This is a genomic window from Sphingomonas sp. BLHR8 (assembly GCF_056821725.1).
The window spans coordinates 223,520-239,838 of the sequence record NZ_JBPDIM010000001.1; the positions used below are offsets into that span (position 1 = coordinate 223,520).

General features: G+C 69.1%; 13 protein-coding genes. 6 read left to right on the forward strand and 7 right to left on the reverse strand.

Annotated features, from left to right (window positions below; all coding sequences use genetic code 11):
- Positions 1–10: 10 nt before the first annotated feature.
- The 4 genes from ACRYJK_RS01175 to ACRYJK_RS01190 form a co-directional block, all read right to left on the reverse strand.
- Positions 11–631, reverse strand: coding sequence for a glutathione S-transferase family protein (locus tag ACRYJK_RS01175; protein ID WP_482665762.1), 621 nt, complete (start codon positions 629–631; stop codon positions 11–13).
- A 61-nt stretch (positions 632–692) separates the two neighbouring features.
- Complete coding sequence (murA, locus tag ACRYJK_RS01180; protein ID WP_482665763.1) at positions 693–1,976, reverse strand: UDP-N-acetylglucosamine 1-carboxyvinyltransferase; 1,284 nt, start codon at positions 1,974–1,976, stop codon at positions 693–695.
- A gap of 40 nt (positions 1,977–2,016) precedes the next feature.
- A complete protein-coding gene (locus ACRYJK_RS01185) occupies positions 2,017–2,433 on the reverse strand; it encodes a bactofilin family protein (RefSeq protein WP_482665764.1) in 417 nt (138 codons plus the stop codon).
- A 1-nt stretch (position 2,434) separates the two neighbouring features.
- Positions 2,435–3,613 (reverse strand): M23 family metallopeptidase, encoded by a 1,179-nt coding sequence (locus tag ACRYJK_RS01190; RefSeq protein ID WP_482665765.1) that lies wholly within the window; start codon positions 3,611–3,613, stop codon positions 2,435–2,437.
- A 154-nt stretch (positions 3,614–3,767) separates the two neighbouring features.
- Between ACRYJK_RS01190 and ACRYJK_RS01195 the strand changes: the two genes are divergently transcribed.
- Entirely contained in the window at positions 3,768–5,171 is a 1,404-nt protein-coding gene (locus ACRYJK_RS01195) for a methyltransferase family protein (protein WP_482665766.1), read from the forward strand.
- Here ACRYJK_RS01195 and ACRYJK_RS01200 read toward each other — a convergent pair.
- From ACRYJK_RS01200 to ACRYJK_RS01210, 3 genes are all read right to left on the reverse strand, one after another.
- Positions 5,168–6,541, reverse strand: coding sequence for a glutamate--cysteine ligase (locus ACRYJK_RS01200; RefSeq protein ID WP_482665767.1), 1,374 nt, complete (start codon positions 6,539–6,541; stop codon positions 5,168–5,170). The genes ACRYJK_RS01195 and ACRYJK_RS01200 overlap by 4 nt on opposite strands.
- A 36-nt stretch (positions 6,542–6,577) precedes the next feature.
- A complete protein-coding gene (locus tag ACRYJK_RS01205; RefSeq protein ID WP_482665768.1) occupies positions 6,578–8,581 on the reverse strand; it encodes a proprotein convertase P-domain-containing protein in 2,004 nt (667 codons plus the stop codon).
- A gap of 79 nt (positions 8,582–8,660) precedes the next feature.
- Positions 8,661–9,407: a 16S rRNA (uracil(1498)-N(3))-methyltransferase gene (locus ACRYJK_RS01210; RefSeq protein ID WP_482665769.1), complete on the reverse strand. Its 747-nt coding sequence runs from the start codon at positions 9,405–9,407 to the stop codon at positions 8,661–8,663.
- A gap of 97 nt (positions 9,408–9,504) precedes the next feature.
- Here ACRYJK_RS01210 and ubiA point away from each other — a divergent pair, with 97 nt between their 5' ends.
- The 5 genes from ubiA (at position 9,505) to phhA (ending at position 16,249) form a co-directional block, all read left to right on the forward strand.
- Positions 9,505–10,410 carry a 4-hydroxybenzoate octaprenyltransferase gene (gene ubiA, locus ACRYJK_RS01215; RefSeq protein ID WP_482665770.1) on the forward strand — a complete coding sequence of 302 codons (906 nt, stop codon included), beginning with the start codon at positions 9,505–9,507 and terminating at the stop codon, positions 10,408–10,410.
- A gap of 53 nt (positions 10,411–10,463) precedes the next feature.
- Positions 10,464–11,405: an outer membrane protein assembly factor BamD gene (locus ACRYJK_RS01220; protein WP_482665771.1), complete on the forward strand. Its 942-nt coding sequence runs from the start codon at positions 10,464–10,466 to the stop codon at positions 11,403–11,405.
- A gap of 25 nt (positions 11,406–11,430) precedes the next feature.
- Positions 11,431–13,092, forward strand: coding sequence for a DNA repair protein RecN (gene recN, locus ACRYJK_RS01225; RefSeq protein WP_482665772.1), 1,662 nt, complete (start codon positions 11,431–11,433; stop codon positions 13,090–13,092).
- Complete coding sequence (gene ligA / locus ACRYJK_RS01230; RefSeq protein WP_482665773.1) at positions 13,089–15,245, forward strand: NAD-dependent DNA ligase LigA; 2,157 nt, start codon at positions 13,089–13,091, stop codon at positions 15,243–15,245. Before recN ends, ligA begins: the two co-directional genes overlap by 4 nt.
- Positions 15,246–15,367: 122 nt before the next feature.
- Positions 15,368–16,249: a phenylalanine 4-monooxygenase gene (gene phhA / locus ACRYJK_RS01235; protein WP_482665774.1), complete on the forward strand. Its 882-nt coding sequence runs from the start codon at positions 15,368–15,370 to the stop codon at positions 16,247–16,249.
- The last annotated feature ends 70 nt before the right edge of the window (positions 16,250–16,319 follow it).

A 16,319-nucleotide genomic window follows, 5' to 3' on the forward strand; every position in this document is an offset into this window, starting at 1 on the left:
CTTTGCCGGCTCAGTGGGCGGCGTTGGCCTCTGCGACCAGCGCGTTATCGATGTCCTTTGCGCGGATGTAGGCCGGGCGCGCCCGAAGCCGCGCGGCATATGCCTCGAACGCGGGGCGGGTCGGCAGGGAGCCGAACTGCAATCCCAAATCGACCTGTGAGCCGACATAGACGTCGGCGGCGGTGAAGCGATCGCCGGCAACCCACTCGCGGCCTTGCAGCCAGCCCGACAGGGTTTCGACCACCGCGTCCAGGGTGCCGTACCCGGCCATCGGCGCCTTGTCGGCGGGCGCCTCCAGCCCCAGCGCCCGCGCGGTGACCGCCTGTTCGACCGGACCCGCGGCGAAGAACAGCCACCGATAATAGTCGGCGCGCTCGGTCGGCGGAGGCGCGAGGCCGGCCTGCGGGAAGGCGTCGGCGAGGTAGGCGCAGATCGCCACAGCTTCGGTCACGACGCGGCCATCGTGGACGATCGCCGGCACCTTGCCCATCGGGTTGATCGCCAGATATTCGGGCGACTTCATCGCCTCGCCATAGCCGAGCAGATGCTGTTCGTAGGGTTCGCCCACTTCCTCGAGCATCCAGCGCGCGATTTGCCCGCGGGACATGGGGTTGGTGTAGAAATGGATCATCGCGACTCTCCTCCGCGTCGAAGGCTAGATCGCCTCCGTGACAGGCGGAAGTCGTCGCGGCTCAGCCGTCGCTGACGCGTTCGATGTCGGCGCCGACCGCGGCGAGCTTTTCCTCCAGCCGCTCGTAACCGCGGTCGAGGTGATAGACGCGGCTGACGCGGGTCTCTCCCGCGGCGGCTAGTCCGGCGATGATCAGGCTCATCGATGCGCGCAGGTCGGTCGCCATCACTGGCGCGCCGATCAACCCCTCAACCCCGCGCACGACCGCGCTTCGGCCAGTGACCGCGATGTCGGCACCCATGCGCGCCAGCTCGGGCACGTGCATGTAGCGGTTCTCGAAGATGGTTTCAGTGAGCACGCTCGCGCCTTCGGCCAGCGTCAGCATGGCCATGAACTGCGCTTGCATGTCGGTGGCAAAGCCGGGGTAGGGGGCGGTCGAGAGGTTGATGCCGCGCGGGCGGCCCTCCGCGCGTACGCGCAAGCCGCGGTCGTGCGATTCGACCTGGGCGCCCGCTTCGACCAGCGCGTCGATGGTCGCCTCCATCTCGTCCGCACGCGCGCCGATGAGGTCCACCTCGCCGCCAGTGGCCATCACCGCGCAGGCATAGCTGCCCGCTTCAATGCGATCGGGCATGACCTGGTAGGTGGCGCCGTGCAGGCGATCGACGCCTTCGATCGTCAGCGTTTCGCTGCCGATGCCGTCGATCTTCACCCCCATGGCGACGAGGCAGCGGCAGAGGTCGACGATTTCGGGCTCACGAGCGGCATTGTGAATGACGCAGGTGCCTTTCGCGCGAGCGGCGGCCATCAGCGCATTTTCGGTCGCGCCAACGCTAACGACCGGGAAGTTGATGCGACCGCCCGGCAGGCGCCCGCCGGGGGTGCGCGCGTGGACGTAGCCCGACACCATCTCAATCTCGGCGCCGAAGGCCTCGAGCGCTTTCAGGTGAAGGTCGATCGGGCGGTTGCCGATGGCGCAGCCGCCCGGGAGCGACACGCTCGCTTCGCCGGTGCGGGCGAGCAGCGGGCCGAGCACGAGGATCGACGCGCGCATTTTCCGGACGATATCGTAGGGGGCAATGTTCGCGGTCACGTTCGTCGACCGCGCGGTCATCACGCGCCCGAAGTCCTCTGGGCGCGAGCCTTCGATGGTGGTCGAACAGCCGAGCTGGTTCAGGAGGTGGCCGAAACCGTCGACGTCGGCCAGTCGCGGCAAGTTGCGCAGCGTCAACGGCTCGTCCGTCAGCAGCGCGCAGGGGAGCAGCGTCAACGCGCTGTTTTTTGCGCCCGAAATGGGCATGCGGCCGTGGAGCGGCTTGCCGCCGCGGATGACGATCTGATCCATCGCGGTGCTGTAACGAGCGCCGTCCGGGCGGGGAAGGGGGTCAGCTGCCGGGGAGGAGTTCGACCTGCATAGTCTGGTCGGCGACGGGCTTGCTGGCAGCGCCGGTCGCGCGGGCGTCGAGCCCGCCCCCGCGGCGGTGGGCGAAGCGGCCTTCGACCTGGCTGCCCTGTTCGATGGTCAGATTCTCGTAGGTGACATCGCCGGTGACGCGCGCGCTCGCCTGGATGGTGAGGTCGCGCGCGCAGATCGAGCCGTCGACGGTTCCGGCAAGCCGCGCGCTTTCGGCAACGACCGCGCCCTTAATCAGGCTTTCGGGCCCCTGGACCAGATTGGCGCAAGCGAGGTCGCCCTCGATCCGGCCGTCGACGTGGAGGTCGACGCTCGCCGAGACGTTGCCGACGATGACCACGTCGGCGCCCAGCACCGAAAAGGGCGTATGCCGCGCGCCGGTCGCCATTTTAGCCGGCGCGGGTGGGGGCGACTGGGCCGGTTCGTCCGCGCCGTAGGTCGGCTTTGACTTCGAGAACATGGCGGTTGGCCTCCAGGAAGCGGCGCGGATTGACGGCGGCGCCGTCCATCCGGACCTCGAAATGCAGATGCGTGCCGGTCGACCGGCCGGTGCTGCCCATGCGACCGATATGATCGCCGGCCTCGACCGCCGCGCCGGGGCGCGTCGTGAAGCTGGACAAATGGGCGTAACGGGTGACGATCCCGTGGCCGTGATCGACCTCTACGACATTGCCGTAGCCGCCCATGGTCCCGACGAAGCGGACCGTTCCGCGCGCTGCGCTGCGGATCGGTTCGCCATGGGCGCCGGTGAAGTCGAGGCCGGCGTGCATCGTGGGCGTGCCGTTGAACGGGTCGTAGCGAACACCGAAGGCGCTGCTGAGGCTCATCTGCGCGGCCGGCATGCTCGACGGCAGGGCGGCGACCAGCTCTTCGAGTTCGGCCATGCGGGTCAGCGCATCGTCGAGCCGAGCGAGGAGCGTGTCGCCACGCGGCGCGCGCAGGGCTGGGGGCAGGGCCGGGCCGCCGCGCGCCGCGGTGTTGGCAGGAATGCCGAGCGTGCGAAGCGCGATCTCCGCGCGATCGAGGCGAGCGCGCGCGATCGCTTCGAGGCGCAGCACCGTGGCGCGCTGTCCGGCGTCGACCCGCGCCAGCGTCGCGCGATGATCGCCCAGCGCGGACACCTCGGCGCCGGCGGCAGCCGGTGCAGGTGCGGCGCTCGCCTGGTCGATGGCCTCGGCGTTGAGGTAGGTCTGGACCGCGGCGTCGAGATATTGCTGGCGGCGCGCGAGCGCCTCGACTTCGCTGGCGATGCGGCCGCTTTCGCGTTCGACGCGGCTTTCGAGCTTCGCGACCGCGACGGCGCGGCTGATGACGTCCTGCCGTTCCCAGCGAGCGAAGGCCTGCCACGCCACGAGCGCGACCGTGACGGACGCCCAAAGCGCCAGCAGGGACAGGGCGATCAGGGCGATGCGATGCTGCACGTTCGCACGCAGGGTCACGAAGCGCACTTCGCCGCCGGTGCGCACGAAGATCTCGTGATCGCGGAACAGCTGACTCCAGCGCGCCCGCCAAGTCTGGCGCGACGCGCCAAGCGGCACGAAAGCGGATTTGCGAAATGGGGAAATCATGTGGTCGACGCGGCGCTTAGCGATGACGACGTGACCGATCGAATCCAGGAGGCGGAATCCAAGACGACTCGAAAGAGACTCGCGATGAGTCGTTCAATCGCGTTGCAACTTTGGGTCAGTTGGCTTTCACGTGACGTTGAGCTTTGTCGATTAAATGGCCATTCGCATGGTGGTGATCGACGCTCAGCCTATACCGGGTCAGACCCTCCGAGCGGCTGAGCTAGTCGAGTCGCGGCCTGTTTCGGCCGTTTCGAGCGCGGTCGGATGGGTCGGGCTTGCAACCCTCGTCGCATGGTTGCTGCTGTCGCGGCATTTCGGCTTTGCCGGCCCCAACAGCGCGTTGATGAGCGTGTTTCTGTGCGGGATTGCGATGGCGCTGTGGTCGTGGGGCGTCGACAAGGTGCACCGCAATCCGTCGACGGGGATCGACTGGCATGCCCCGGCACGCTCGACGGATGCGGCGTTGGCGACCGCCAAGGTGAAGACTGCCGGGCTGTTCGTTACCTGGGCGCTGATCGGCGCGGCATACGGCGCTTTCTCCTGGTATTGGTCGGGCAATTACCGCTTCGCGATGGCGGTGTTCGGGTGGGTGCTGGTCCCGCTGGCGTTGGTCACGCTTCCCTATTGCGTCTGGCTCGACCGGCGCATGGCCGAGCCGCGCGACGGCAGCTGGCACTTCGGCCACTGGCTGCTCGGTGGCGAAGGGGCGGACGGCGCGGCGATCGCGCGGCACTGGCGCGCGTGGGGGGTGAAGGGGTTTTTCACCGCCTTCATGGTGTCGATCGTGCCGGGGCTGTTCATTGACCTGGTCCAGCGCCCGGTCGCGCAGATCTTCGCCGGACCGGTCGAGCTGGCGGGGGCGGGAATCGCCTTTCTCTACATCGTCGACGTCCACCTCGCGACCGTCGGCTATGTGCTGACGTTGCGACCGCTCGACAGCCATATCCGCACCGCCAACCCCTATGGCATGGCGTGGCTGGCGGCACTGATGTGCTATCCGCCGTTCGTGCTGATGAACCCGGGCGGGGTGCTCTATTACGAGGGCGGCAGCCGGCCGTGGTCGCAGTGGTTTGCGGGCAGCGAGTCGCTGCTGTGGCTGTGGGGCGCGGCGCTGGTCCTCCTTACCGCGATCTATGCCTGGGCGACGGTCGCGTTCGGGCCGCGCTTTTCCAACCTCACCCACCGCGGGGTGATCACCCACGGCCCCTACCGCTTCACGCGGCACCCAGCCTATCTCGCCAAGAACAGCTTCTGGTGGCTGGCGTCGTGCGTGTTTCTGCCGTGGGAGGGCGGGTGGACGCAGGTCGCGCGCAACTGCATCCTCCTCGCGCTGGTCAACGGCGTCTATTACTGGCGCGCCAAGACCGAGGAGCGGCACCTGTTCGCCGACCCCGCCTACCGCGCCTACTGGTCTTGGGCACAGCGCCATGCGCTGGTGCCGCGGTTGTTCGCGAAGCTGAGCGGGCGCGACCGCCCGCTGATTGTGCTCGAACCTGCGCCCGGCGCGATCGCGATCGACCCGTCGAGCGCGCGGCTGGACCGACCCAGCGGCGCCTAGAAACTATAGTCGGAATAGACCCGCGAGAGGTCGCCCTCCCATTCGCCATGATAGGCGTCGAGGAGGCGCTGCGCGGGCACTTTGCCGCTGTCGACGATGTCGAACAGTGGCCGCAGGAAGCCTGCTTCGGTTTCGCCCATCGAATTGACCTCTCCGCGCGCGGTGAGGCCGCGGCTGGCGATGTCGAGAATGTCGCGGGCGACCGCGCGCAGCGTCCGCCCGTCTGGTGCGGTGGCGTCGAGCCCGCGCGCCGGCACTTCGTCGCGCAGGTGCTGCTGCGCCTCGAGGCTCCAGTCCTTTACCAGCTGCCAGGCGGCGTCGAGCGCGGCCTGATCGTAGAGAAGTCCGACCCATAGCGCAGGAAGCGCGCAGATGCGGTTCCAAGGACCGCCGTCGGCACCGCGCATTTCGAGAAAGCTTTTCAGCCGCACTTCGGGGAAGGCGGTCGAGAGATGGTCGTTCCAGTCGTCGAGCGTCGGTCGCTCGCCCGGTAGAGCGGGGAGTTTTCCGGCGAGAAAATCGCGGAAGCTCATGCCCGCGGCGTTGATGTAGCGACCCTCGCGGTAAACGAAGTACATCGGCACATCGAGCATGTACTGCGCGTAGCGTTCATAGCCGAAGCCATCCTCGAACACGAACGGCAGCATGCCCGTGCGCGCGGGATCGGTGTCGGTCCAGATGTGGCTGCGGTAGGAGAGAAAGCCGTTGGGCGCGCCGTCGGTGAAGGGTGAATTGGCGAACAGTGCCGTCGCCAGCGGCTGCAGCGCCAGGCTGACGCAGAACTTCTGTACCATGTCCGCCTCGCTCGCATAGTCGAGGTTGGTCTGGATGGTGCAGGTGCGCAGCATCATGTCGAGCCCGAGGCCGCCCACGCGCGGCATGTGGTCGAGCATGATCGCGTAGCGGCCCTTGGGCATGACCGGCAGGTCTTCGCGGCGCTTGTCGGGCCACATGCCAAGGCCTAGAAACCCGAGGCCCAGTTCCGCGCCAACCTCCTTCACCTGTTTAAGGTGGCGACCGGTTTCGGCGCAGGTCTGGTGGAGGTTGGCGAGCGGCGCGCCCGACAGTTCGAGCTGTCCCGCGGGCTCCAGGCTGACGGCGCCGTCCTCCCCCGTGAGCGCGATGATGTGCCCGCCCTCCTCGACCGGCTCCCACCCGAAGCGGGTGAGACCGACGAGCAGGTCGCGAATGCCGCCCGGCTCGTTATAGCTGGGCGCGCGGTGGTCGGCGGTGCGATAAACGAGCTTTTCATGCTCGGTGCCGATCCGCCACCGTTCCCGCGGTTTTTCCCCGCGCACCATCGGCACGATCAGGTCGTCGATGCGCTCGACGGTCGGGCTCGTCGTGGAGAAGCTTGTGCGGGTCGTCATGCGGTGTCGGTAGCCCGGCTTTTGCCGCCGTGCCAGCTAGTTGATCGTCGCCTCGAAGGTGAAGGCGGCGGTGGCGCCGGGTGCCAGCGTCGCCGCCCGCGCGGTGGCGGTCGTTCCGCCAAAGCTCATGCCGAACGGGTCGCTTTCGTCGGCGCCGACATTGTCGGCGTCCTCGACCGATGTGGCCGTCGCGCAACTGGTGCCGCTGCGCATCGAGCCGGCGACGAAGCTGGTCGCGGCGGGCAGCACGTCCGACGCGGTCACCGCCGTTGCCGTGCCGCTGCCGCTGTTGGTGACGAGGATGCAGTAGCGCACGCGCGCGGCCGGCGTCGCAAAGCGCGCGCCCGCCCCGCCGAAGGGGCTCTCAACCACCTCGCTCGACTTCGCGACGGTGATGGTCGTGGTGGCGTCGCACAGTTTGGAAAAGCCGCCCCAGGCGATGAATTGCGCCGCCGGATTGGCGATGGTCTGGATGCGCGTATGATTGCCGTAGGTGAAGGTGATCGTGTCGAACGGCTGGCCGATGGTTACCCAGCCATTGCCGTTGGCTTGCGTGTCCGACGATGCGCCGTCGCCGTAAAAGGTGTCGCCGATGACATAGTTGGCGACCCCGGAGGAGAGGGTGACGGGCACCGGCTGCCCCTGAAAGGTCGCGCTGACGCGCACCATGTCGGCCCACGCATTCGCGCTATAGTCGATGTCGTAGAGCTGGAACTGGGCCCCCGGAACCGCCGTCGGCAGGACATAGGTCGCGGTCATGAATTGCGTCGGCCCGCTGAAATCGACGTCCGCGATCAGAAAGGTGGGGTTGGGCGCCAACCCAAAGCTCAATGCGCTGCTGACGTAGGGCGTGTTCATCGTCCCGATGCTCGTCTTGGGCGCCCACGCGCCGCCGGACAGGCTGAAGCCGACCTGCGTCGGCCCGACATAGGGGATGTCGATGACGTTGCTGGTGCTCCCTGCAGGCCAGCTCGACGGCTGCCAGTTATAGGGGCGAGCGGTCGAACCGGCGGGGCAGATGAGCGGCGGCGGCGTCTGCGCAACGCGCGTGGTAACGCTGTTGATATCGCTCGCACTGTTGTTGCCGGTGATCGCGTCGGGATTGCCCGCGGGGTCGGCGATGGTGGCGCTGTTGGTGACGCTCGACCCGGCCGCCGCGGTGATGGTCACGGTGACGGCGAGTCGATAGCTCTGCCCCGGCGCAAGCGTCGGCAGGGCATAACCCGCTTCGAGCTCGGCGATGGTCGGGGTCGAGGACGGGGTGCAGGCCCCGGGCGTCGGAGCGCATTGTGCCGCTGCCTTGGTCATGCCGGTGGCGGCCGGATCGCGCAGGATCGCGCCCGTGACCGAAGCGGTTCCGGCGTTGACGACCTCGACGATATAGGTGGTCGACCCCCCCGACATCACCGACGCCACCCCGTCGCTTTTGCTGACGCCAAGGTCGAGCGGCGGCGGGTTGGTGAAGATCAACTGCACCGACCGCAGCGTGCCGGTGTCGGACGCAAAGGAATCGCAGATCGAAAGGGTCCAGGTGCCGTTCATGGCGCGGCCGGCGAACGCATCGTTGAGCGACGATTGCGGCCTGAAATTCCGCTGATAGCTGTAGGCTGTGGTCGCCGAGGCGGGCTCGGTTGTCGCCGTATCATTCTGTCCGGTGTGGCTCGTGATCGACTGAGCCGCTTCGTCGTCGAACAGGACATTCAGATTGTTGCTGCCGTCGGTGACGTTGGTCATGAGCGCAACGGTGGTGTCGACCCCGCCCTGACTATGGGTGAGGCTGATGCGGAGGTCGGCGCGATAGCTGTGGGCGAGGACGATGCCGACGTTGAGGTCGCTGATCGTGCGCGTGTCGCTGATCGTGAAGACGCGCGTGGTTCGCACCGCGCAGTTCGTCGAATCGACGATCGCACTGTCGCTGTTGTCGAGATAGTTTTCGGCTCGCGCAGCGACCGACCAGCTGAGGGCGGCGAGCGCTGCCAGGGCCAACCGGATCGCGCGCGCCGATGCGCGCAGCCCAAATCGGTCTGCAGTCTGGTCCATCGAGCAGCCGATACGCCCGGCAGCATCGATAAATGGTTAAATCGGCGACAAATGTGGCCGGCCCGGTGGTCCGAGCGGATCAGTCGCGCGCGTCGTCCACCGCGGTCCACAAGGTCGCCGCAGCGATTGCCGCCGTCTCGGCACGCAGGATGCGGGGGCCGAGGCCTATGCCGATGGCGGCGGGGTGGGCGAGGATCTGTGCGCGTTCCGCGGGGTCGAAGCCGCCCTCCGGCCCGATCAGGATCGCCGCGCTGGCCGGCCCCGCCGCAAAAGCCGTCAGTGCCGGCGCGCCGCCGGTTTCATCGGCGAAGTAGAGCGCGCGGCTGCTCGGCCAGTCATCGAGAGCGTCCTCCAACGGTCGCGCGTCGGCGATCTGAGGGAGTGCGGTGCGCGCGCATTGCTCGGCCGCTTCGCGCGCGATGGCGGCGAGCCGCTCCGGCTTGACGCGGTCCACCACCGACCGACGGGTGAGCACCGGCACGATGCGGTCGACGCCGAGCTCGGTCGCCTTTTCCACCAGCCATTCGAACCGTGCCCGGCGCACCGGCGCGACGAGCAGCCACAGGTCGGGCACCGGCTCGCGCGGACGAAGCTGCTCCTCGACGGTGAGCGACACCGCTTTCTTGCGGACCTCCTCGATCGTCGCGCGCCACTCTCCGGTGTCATCGTCGCACAGCAGCAACGGCGCCCCTTCGCCGAGCCGCATGACGTGCGCGACATAGTGCGACGCATCGGCATCGAGCACGACGCGCGCGCCGAGCGATAGCGTATCGGGGACAAACAGCCGCGGGGTTGAGCGCGGTGGCCAGGCAGGGGTGGCGATCATGTCGCGGCTGTGCGTCAAGGCAACGCTCGCATGCAAGGGGGGCGCCGCGCTCCACGAGGTCTTGCTCCGGCGGCGGCGATGGGCTTTGGACGCTGCCATGGCGATCGAGCGCTCCCTCCCCGACAGCGAGCATGATGTCGCCGCCGCACCCGCGTCGCTCCGCGATTTCGTGCTGCTGGCACGGCTCGACCGGCCGATCGGCTGGTGGCTGCTGTTCTGGCCCTGCGCCTTTGCGGTGGGGCTGGCGGGCGGGCTCGCGTCCCATTGGCTGCTGTTTCCCGCGATGCTGATTGGCGCGATCGCCATGCGCGGCGCGGGCTGCGTCTATAACGACATCGTCGACCGCGACCTCGACGCGCGGGTCGCCCGCACCCGCGATCGACCGCTGGCGAGCGGCCGCGTGTCGCTGCGGGCGGCGTGGATCTGGCTCGGCGCGCTGTCGCTGATCGGCCTCGGCGTGCTGCTGATGCTGCGGCGGGAGGCGCAAGTGATCGCGCTCGCGAGCCTGCTGCTGGTCGCCGCCTACCCGTTCATGAAGCGCATCACCTGGTGGCCGCAGGCGTGGCTGGGGCTGGTATTCAGCTGGGGCGCGCTGGTCGGGGGCGCAGCGGTGAGCGGTACCATCTCGCCCGCGATCGGCTGGCTCTACGGCGGCTGCGTCGCGTGGGTGATCGGCTACGATACGATCTACGCGATCCAGGACATCGAGGATGATGCGATCGTCGGCATCCGCTCATCGGCGCGGGCGATGGGTTCGCGCGTGCGCGGCGGCGTAGCGCTCTGTTACGCGCTGGCACTTGGCGGCTGGGGGTTGGCGCTGTGGCAGGTCCGCCCGGAGCCGATCGCACTGCTGGCGCTGCTGCCCGCGGCGGCGCACCTCCTCTGGCAGGTCGCGGCGCTGACGCCCGGCGATGGCGCGGGCGCGCTGCGCCTGTTCCGCGCCAATCGCTTCACCGGCTTTCTCGTCGCGCTCGCCTGCATCACCGTCGGCAGCACGGCGTAAAGGTCGCGACTGTTCGCTTGGCGTTCAGGCGCGGCGTCATTATAGCGCGCGGCATGTCGTCCGCTCGCCTTCGCTCCGCCCGCCGTTTCGGACCCGTACTCATCGCCGCGACGCTGGCGCTGCCGCTCGCAGCCTGCGCCGGCGGGCGTGGCGGCGGCGTCACCGACACACGCTACGTCGCGCGCGACGTGAACACGCTCTACACCGCCGCGCGTGAGCGGCTCGACGCGGGTGACTATCAGGTGGCGGCAGCGCTGTTCGACGAGGTCGAGCGCCAGCACCCCTATTCGCCCTGGGCGCGCCGTGCGCAGCTGATGAGCGCGTTCAGCAATTACGCGGCGGCCGACTATCCGAAGGCGATCGAAACCGCGCAGCGCTTCCTGCAGCTGCATCCGGGCAATCGCGATGCGCCCTACGCCTATTATCTCGTCGCGCTCAGCTATTATGAGCAGATCAGCGACGTCACCCGCGACCAGCGCATCACGCTGCAGGCGCAGGAGGCGCTGACCGAGCTCGTCCGCCGCTATCCCAACACCGAATATGCGAGCGACGCGCGGTTGAAGCTCGACCTCGTCAACGACCATCTCGCGGGCAAGGAGATGGAGATCGGCCGGTTCTACCAGCGCTCCTCGCGCTGGCTGGCGGCGACGTTGCGGTTCCGTCAGGTGGTCGACCGATTCCAGACGACCAGCCATGCGGCCGAAGCGCTCTATCGCCTGACCGAAAGCTATCTGGCGCTGGGCGTGCCGCAGGAAGCGGTCAAGGCCGCGGCGGTGCTCGGCAACAACTACCCCGGCAACGAGTGGTATGAGCGCGCCTATCGCCTGGTTCAGCGCAATGCCGCGGACACGGCGCAGCAGCTCGCCGCGCCGGGCGCGGTGACGGTGCCGGCGGCGACGAGCGCGCCCGCGGCGCCGCCCGCTGTACCGGCTTCGCGTGCGCTGCCGCCGCCGGCGGAGGCACCGGCGCTACCCACGCCGACCACCGCGGGCTGACGCCCAGGCGCGCGGGGCCGGGCGCGTGCTGACCCAGCTATCCATTCGCGACATCGTGCTGATCGAGTCGCTCGAGCTTGACCTGCGCGATGGGCTGGGCGTGCTCACCGGCGAGACTGGCGCGGGCAAATCGATCCTGCTCGACGCGCTCGGGCTGACGCTCGGGGCCCGCGCGGACAGTGGGCTGGTGCGGCAAGGCGCGCGGCGCGGACGAGTGAGCGCGAGCTTTGCGCCGCTGCGCGACAGGCACCCGGCGATGGCTCTGCTCGACGACGCGGGCATCGAGGTCGAGCCGGGCGAGCCGCTGGTGATCCGCCGCGAGTTGCGCGCAGACGGAGGCAGCCGCGGCTTCGTCGCCGACCAGCCGGCGAGCGCGGCGCTGCTGCGCGATCTCGGCGCGATGCTGGTCGAGGTGCACGGCCAGCACGACGAGCGCGGTCTGCTCAACCCGCGCGGGCATCGCGCGCTGCTCGACGCCTATGGCCGCGTCGACCGCAGCGCGCTCGCCAGCGCGCACGCGGCGTGGCGCGCGGCGGACGAGGCGCTCGAAACAGCGCGCGCGCAGGTCGAGCGCGACGCGGCAGAGCTCGAATATCTCGACCACGCTGTCGCCGAACTGACCGCGCTCGCGCCGGAGGAAGGCGAAGAGGCGAGCCTCGCGGAAGCGCGCGCAGCGATGCAAAAGGGCGCCCGGCTGGCGGAGGATATGGCCGGAGTCGACGCGCTGCTCGGCGGGCCCGCGGGCGCGCTGGCGCAGCTGCGCGCGGCAACGCGCAGGCTCGACCGGTTGGCGGGTGAGCATGATGCCTTTGCCGACGCGCTGGCGGCGTTCGACCGCGCGCTGATCGAGGCCGGGGAGGGCGAGGAGGCGCTGGAACGCGCGGGCGAGGCGCTGCGGCATGACCCGGCCGAGCTCGACCGAATCGAGACGCGGCTGTTCGACCTGCGCGGCCTTGCGCGCAAGCACCGGGTCGAGCCGGACGCGCTCTCCGCGTTGCTCGCCGACATGACCGCGCGGCGCGACGCGGCGGCGGGGGGTGCGGGGACGCTCGCGCAGCTGGAAGCGGAGCGCGACGCGGCGCGCGCAACCTATGTCGCGGCGGCCGAGGCGGTGAGCGCGGCACGCACCGAGGCGGCCGCTCGGCTCGACGGCGCGGTCGCAGGGGAGCTCTCGCCGCTGAAACTCGACGCCGCGCGTTTCCGCACCGACGTGGCGCGGCTCGATGAAGGGCAGTGGGGGCCCGATGGCGCCGACCGCGTCGAATTTCTCATCGCCACCAACCCCGGCGCGCCGTTTGCGCCGCTGATGAAGATCGCCAGCGGCGGCGAATTGTCGCGCTTCCTGCTCGCTTTGAAGGTCGCGCTGGCGGAGGTCGGCGGCGCGGATACGATCATCTTCGACGAGATCGACCGGGGCGTTGGCGGCGCGGTCGCGAGCGCAATCGGCGACCGGCTGGCCGCGCTGGCGGAGAGCCGCCAGGTGCTGGTCGTGACGCACAGCCCGCAGGTCGCGGCGCGGGGCGGGCACCACTTCCTCATCGCCAAGGCCAGCGACGGCACCGTCACCCGCACCGGCGTGCGCGGACTCGACGCCGCCGACCGCCGCGAGGAAGTCGCGCGGATGCTCTCCGGCGCCGAAATCACCGACGAGGCGAGGGCGCAGGCGGAGAGGTTGCTGAGCGTATGAAAACCGACCCCGCCGCGCGCATTGCCGAGCTCTCCGCACAGGTCGCGCGGCATGCGGCGCTCTATCATGATCAGGATGCGCCGGAGATTTCGGACGCGGACTATGATGCGCTGGTGCGCGAGCTGACGGCGCTGGAGGCGGCGCATCCGGCGCTGGCGCGGGCGGATAGTCCGTCGCAGCGCGTCGGGGCGGCGCCGACTTCCTCGCTCACCAAGGTCGCGCATGCGAAGCCGATGCTCAGCCTCGACAATGCGTTCAACGCGGGGGAGGTCGAGGAGTTCGTCGCACGGGTGCGGCGGTTCCTGTCGCTGAGTGAGGACGAGCCGGTCGCGCTGCTGGCGGAGCCGAAAATCGACGGGCTCAGCTGCTCGCTGCGTTACGAGGACGGCGCGCTGGTGCTGGCGGCGACGCGCGGCGACGGCGCGGTGGGGGAGGATGTCACCGCCAATGTGCGGACGATCGCCGGGGTGCCGCAGCGATTGGCTGCGACAAGCCCCTCCCCTTCAGGGGAGGGGTTGGGGTGGGGTCTATCGTTTGACGCCACGCCCGCCGGAGACACCCCACCCCCAGCCCCTCCCCTGAAGGGGAGGGGGGAAGGAGGCGTGCCCCATATCTTCGAAATCCGCGGCGAGGTGTATCTCGACAAGGACGCGTTCGCGGCATTGAACCAGCGGCAGGCGGAGATAGGGGCCAAGCTCTACGCGAACCCGCGCAATGCGGCGGCGGGGTCGCTGCGGCAAAAGGACGCGAGCGTCACCGCGGGGCGCGGCCTCAAATTTTTCGCGCATGGCTGGGGCGAGGCGAGCGAGCTTCCCGCCGACACCCAGAGCGGGGTGATGGCGGCGATCGCCGCATGGGGTTTCGACGTCGCCCCCGGCGCGGCGCGGGTAGAGAGCGTGGCAGGCGCGCTCGAGACCTACGCCGCCATCGAGCATCAGCGCGCCGACCTCCCCTTCGACATCGACGGGGTGGTGTACAAGGTCGACCGGCTCGACTGGCAGGCGCGACTGGGCTTTGTGGCGAAGGCGCCGCGCTGGGCGATCGCGCATAAATTCCCGGCGGAGCGGGCGGAAACGACGCTCGAGGCGATCGACATCCAGGTCGGGCGCACGGGGAAACTCACCCCCGTCGGGCGGCTGACCCCGGTGGGCGTGGGCGGGGTGATCGTCGCCAATGTCACCCTGCACAATCGCGACGAAATTACGCGGCTGGGGCTGCGGGTCGGCGACCGGGTGCGCATCCAGCGCGCGGGCGACGTGATCCCGCAGGTGGTCGAGAACCTGACCCGCGAGGTAGGTCGCGAGCCTTACCACTTCCCCGACCACTGCCCGCAATGCGGCAGCGAGGCGGTGGCGGCGGAGGGAGAGGTCGATGTGCGCTGCACCGGCGGTCTGATCTGCCCGGCGCAGCGGTTCGAGCGGCTGCGGCACTTCGTCAGCCGCGGCGCGCTCGACATCGAAGGACTGGGCGAAAAGGCGATTGCGGAGTTCATCGGCCTTGGCTGGCTGGAGGCGCCGGCGGATATCTATCGCCTGCGCGACTATCGCGAGGCGCTCATTGGGCGCGAGGGGTGGCAGGCGAAGTCGGTCGACGCGCTGCTCGCGGCGATCGAAGCCAAGCGGTCGCCCGACGCGGCGCGGCTGCTGTTCGGGCTCGGCATCCGCCACGTCGGTATCGTCACGGCGCGCGACCTGCTGCGCAGCGTGGGGTCGCTGGACGAGATGCGGCGGCTCGCGGAGGCGGCGCGGGCGGGGGATGAGGAGGCGCGCGCAGCGCTGACGGCAGCGGACGGTGTTGGTCCCGCGGTGGTCGAGGCGCTCGGCGACTTTTTCCACGAACCGCACAATGTTGCGCTGTGGGAAGATCTGCTCAGCGAGGTCGAGCCGCAGTTGGTGGCGCGCGCGACCCGCGAGACCGCGTGGACGGGCAAGACGATCGTCTTCACCGGCAAGCTCGAAACGCTGTCGCGCGACGAGGCCAAGGCGCAGGCCGAGGCGCTCGGCGCGCGCGCGGCGGGGTCGATCAGCAAGGCGACCGACCTGCTTGTCGCGGGGCCGGGCGCGGGGTCGAAGCTCAAAAAAGCGGAGGAGCTTGGCGTCCGCGTGGTCGATGAGGCCGGCTGGGCGGCGATCGTTGCTGCGGCGGGGGCATAGAGCGCAGGGTGCGCCTGATTTTCTCCGTCCGGGGCGACGGGGCGTGAGTGAAAGACGTGACGACCGATCGTTACACGCGCAACCTCTTCCCCTTCCGGAGCCGTCGTCGTAACCTGCGGCCCATGAACGCCGAACCCGCTCTCCACGTCTTCGACTCCCCGCCGCCCGGCGCCAATGCCGACTGGACCATCCCGCAGGAGTGGGAGCGATTTACTCCCGAGGAGCACTCGGTCTGGGATACGCTGTTCGAGCGCCAGTCGAAGATGCTCCCCGGCCGCGCGAGTGAGGCGTTCCTGCGCGGGATTGATGTGCTAAAGCTCGAAAAACCTGGCATTCCCGACTTCCGCGACCTCAACGCGCGGCTGATGGATGCGACGGGGTGGCAGGTTGTGGCGGTGCCGGGGCTGGTGCCTGACGATGTGTTCTTCGACCACCTTGCCAACCGGCGCTTCGTCAGCGGCAACTTCATCCGCCGCGCCGACCAGCTCGATTATCTGCAGGAGCCGGACGTTTTTCACGACGTGTTCGGCCATGTGCCGATGCTCGCCGACCCGGTGTTCGCCGATTATATGGAGGCCTATGGTCGCGGCGGGCTGCGGGCGCTGGAGCATGGCAGCCTCAAGAATCTCGCGCGGCTCTACTGGTACACGGTCGAGTTCGGGCTGGTGCGCGAGGCGGAAGGGCTGCGCATCTATGGTGCGGGAATCGTGTCGTCCTATGGCGAGAGCGTGTTCGCGCTCGGCGATCCGAGCCCAAACCGCATCATGCTCGACCTCGAGCGGGTGATGCGGACCGATTATCGCATCGACGATTACCAGCAGGTCTATTTCGTCATCGACAGCTTCGACGATCTGTTGCGCCAGACGGTCGAGACGGATTTCGCGCCGCTCTATGCGCGGCTGGCGGGGGCGGAGACGATCGCGGTCGACGCGATCCTGCCGGGCGACGAGGTGCTGACGCGGGGCACGCAGGCTTACGCCAAGAGCAAGGCCGCGAGTTCCTGAGCCTACGTCGCCCCGGACTTGATCCGAGGCTGGGCATTTTATCGAGCGGCGGCGGCTTCCCAAGCCCGAC

Bases quoted from the DNA above. Each gene is read 5' to 3' on its own strand.
- ACRYJK_RS01185 (WP_482665764.1), bottom strand. From the start codon at position 2,433: ATGGCGACCGGCGCGCGGCATACGCCCTTTTCGGTGCTGGGCGCCGAC.
- ACRYJK_RS01200 (WP_482665767.1), bottom strand. From the start codon at position 6,541: ATGACGACCCGCACAAGCTTCTCCACGACGAGCCCGACCGTCGAGCGC.
- phhA (WP_482665774.1), top strand. From the start codon at position 15,368: ATGAACGCCGAACCCGCTCTCCACGTCTTCGACTCCCCGCCGCCCGGC.
- murA (WP_482665763.1), bottom strand. From the start codon at position 1,976: ATGGATCAGATCGTCATCCGCGGCGGCAAGCCGCTCCACGGCCGCATG.
- ACRYJK_RS01205 (WP_482665768.1), bottom strand. From the start codon at position 8,581: ATGGACCAGACTGCAGACCGATTTGGGCTGCGCGCATCGGCGCGCGCG.
- ACRYJK_RS01195 (WP_482665766.1), top strand. From the start codon at position 3,768: ATGGCCATTCGCATGGTGGTGATCGACGCTCAGCCTATACCGGGTCAG.
- ACRYJK_RS01220 (WP_482665771.1), top strand. From the start codon at position 10,464: ATGTCGTCCGCTCGCCTTCGCTCCGCCCGCCGTTTCGGACCCGTACTC.
- ubiA (WP_482665770.1), top strand. From the start codon at position 9,505: ATGGCGATCGAGCGCTCCCTCCCCGACAGCGAGCATGATGTCGCCGCC.
- ligA (WP_482665773.1), top strand. From the start codon at position 13,089: ATGAAAACCGACCCCGCCGCGCGCATTGCCGAGCTCTCCGCACAGGTC.
- ACRYJK_RS01210 (WP_482665769.1), bottom strand. From the start codon at position 9,407: ATGATCGCCACCCCTGCCTGGCCACCGCGCTCAACCCCGCGGCTGTTT.
- ACRYJK_RS01175 (WP_482665762.1), bottom strand. From the start codon at position 631: ATGATCCATTTCTACACCAACCCCATGTCCCGCGGGCAAATCGCGCGC.
- ACRYJK_RS01190 (WP_482665765.1), bottom strand. From the start codon at position 3,613: ATGATTTCCCCATTTCGCAAATCCGCTTTCGTGCCGCTTGGCGCGTCG.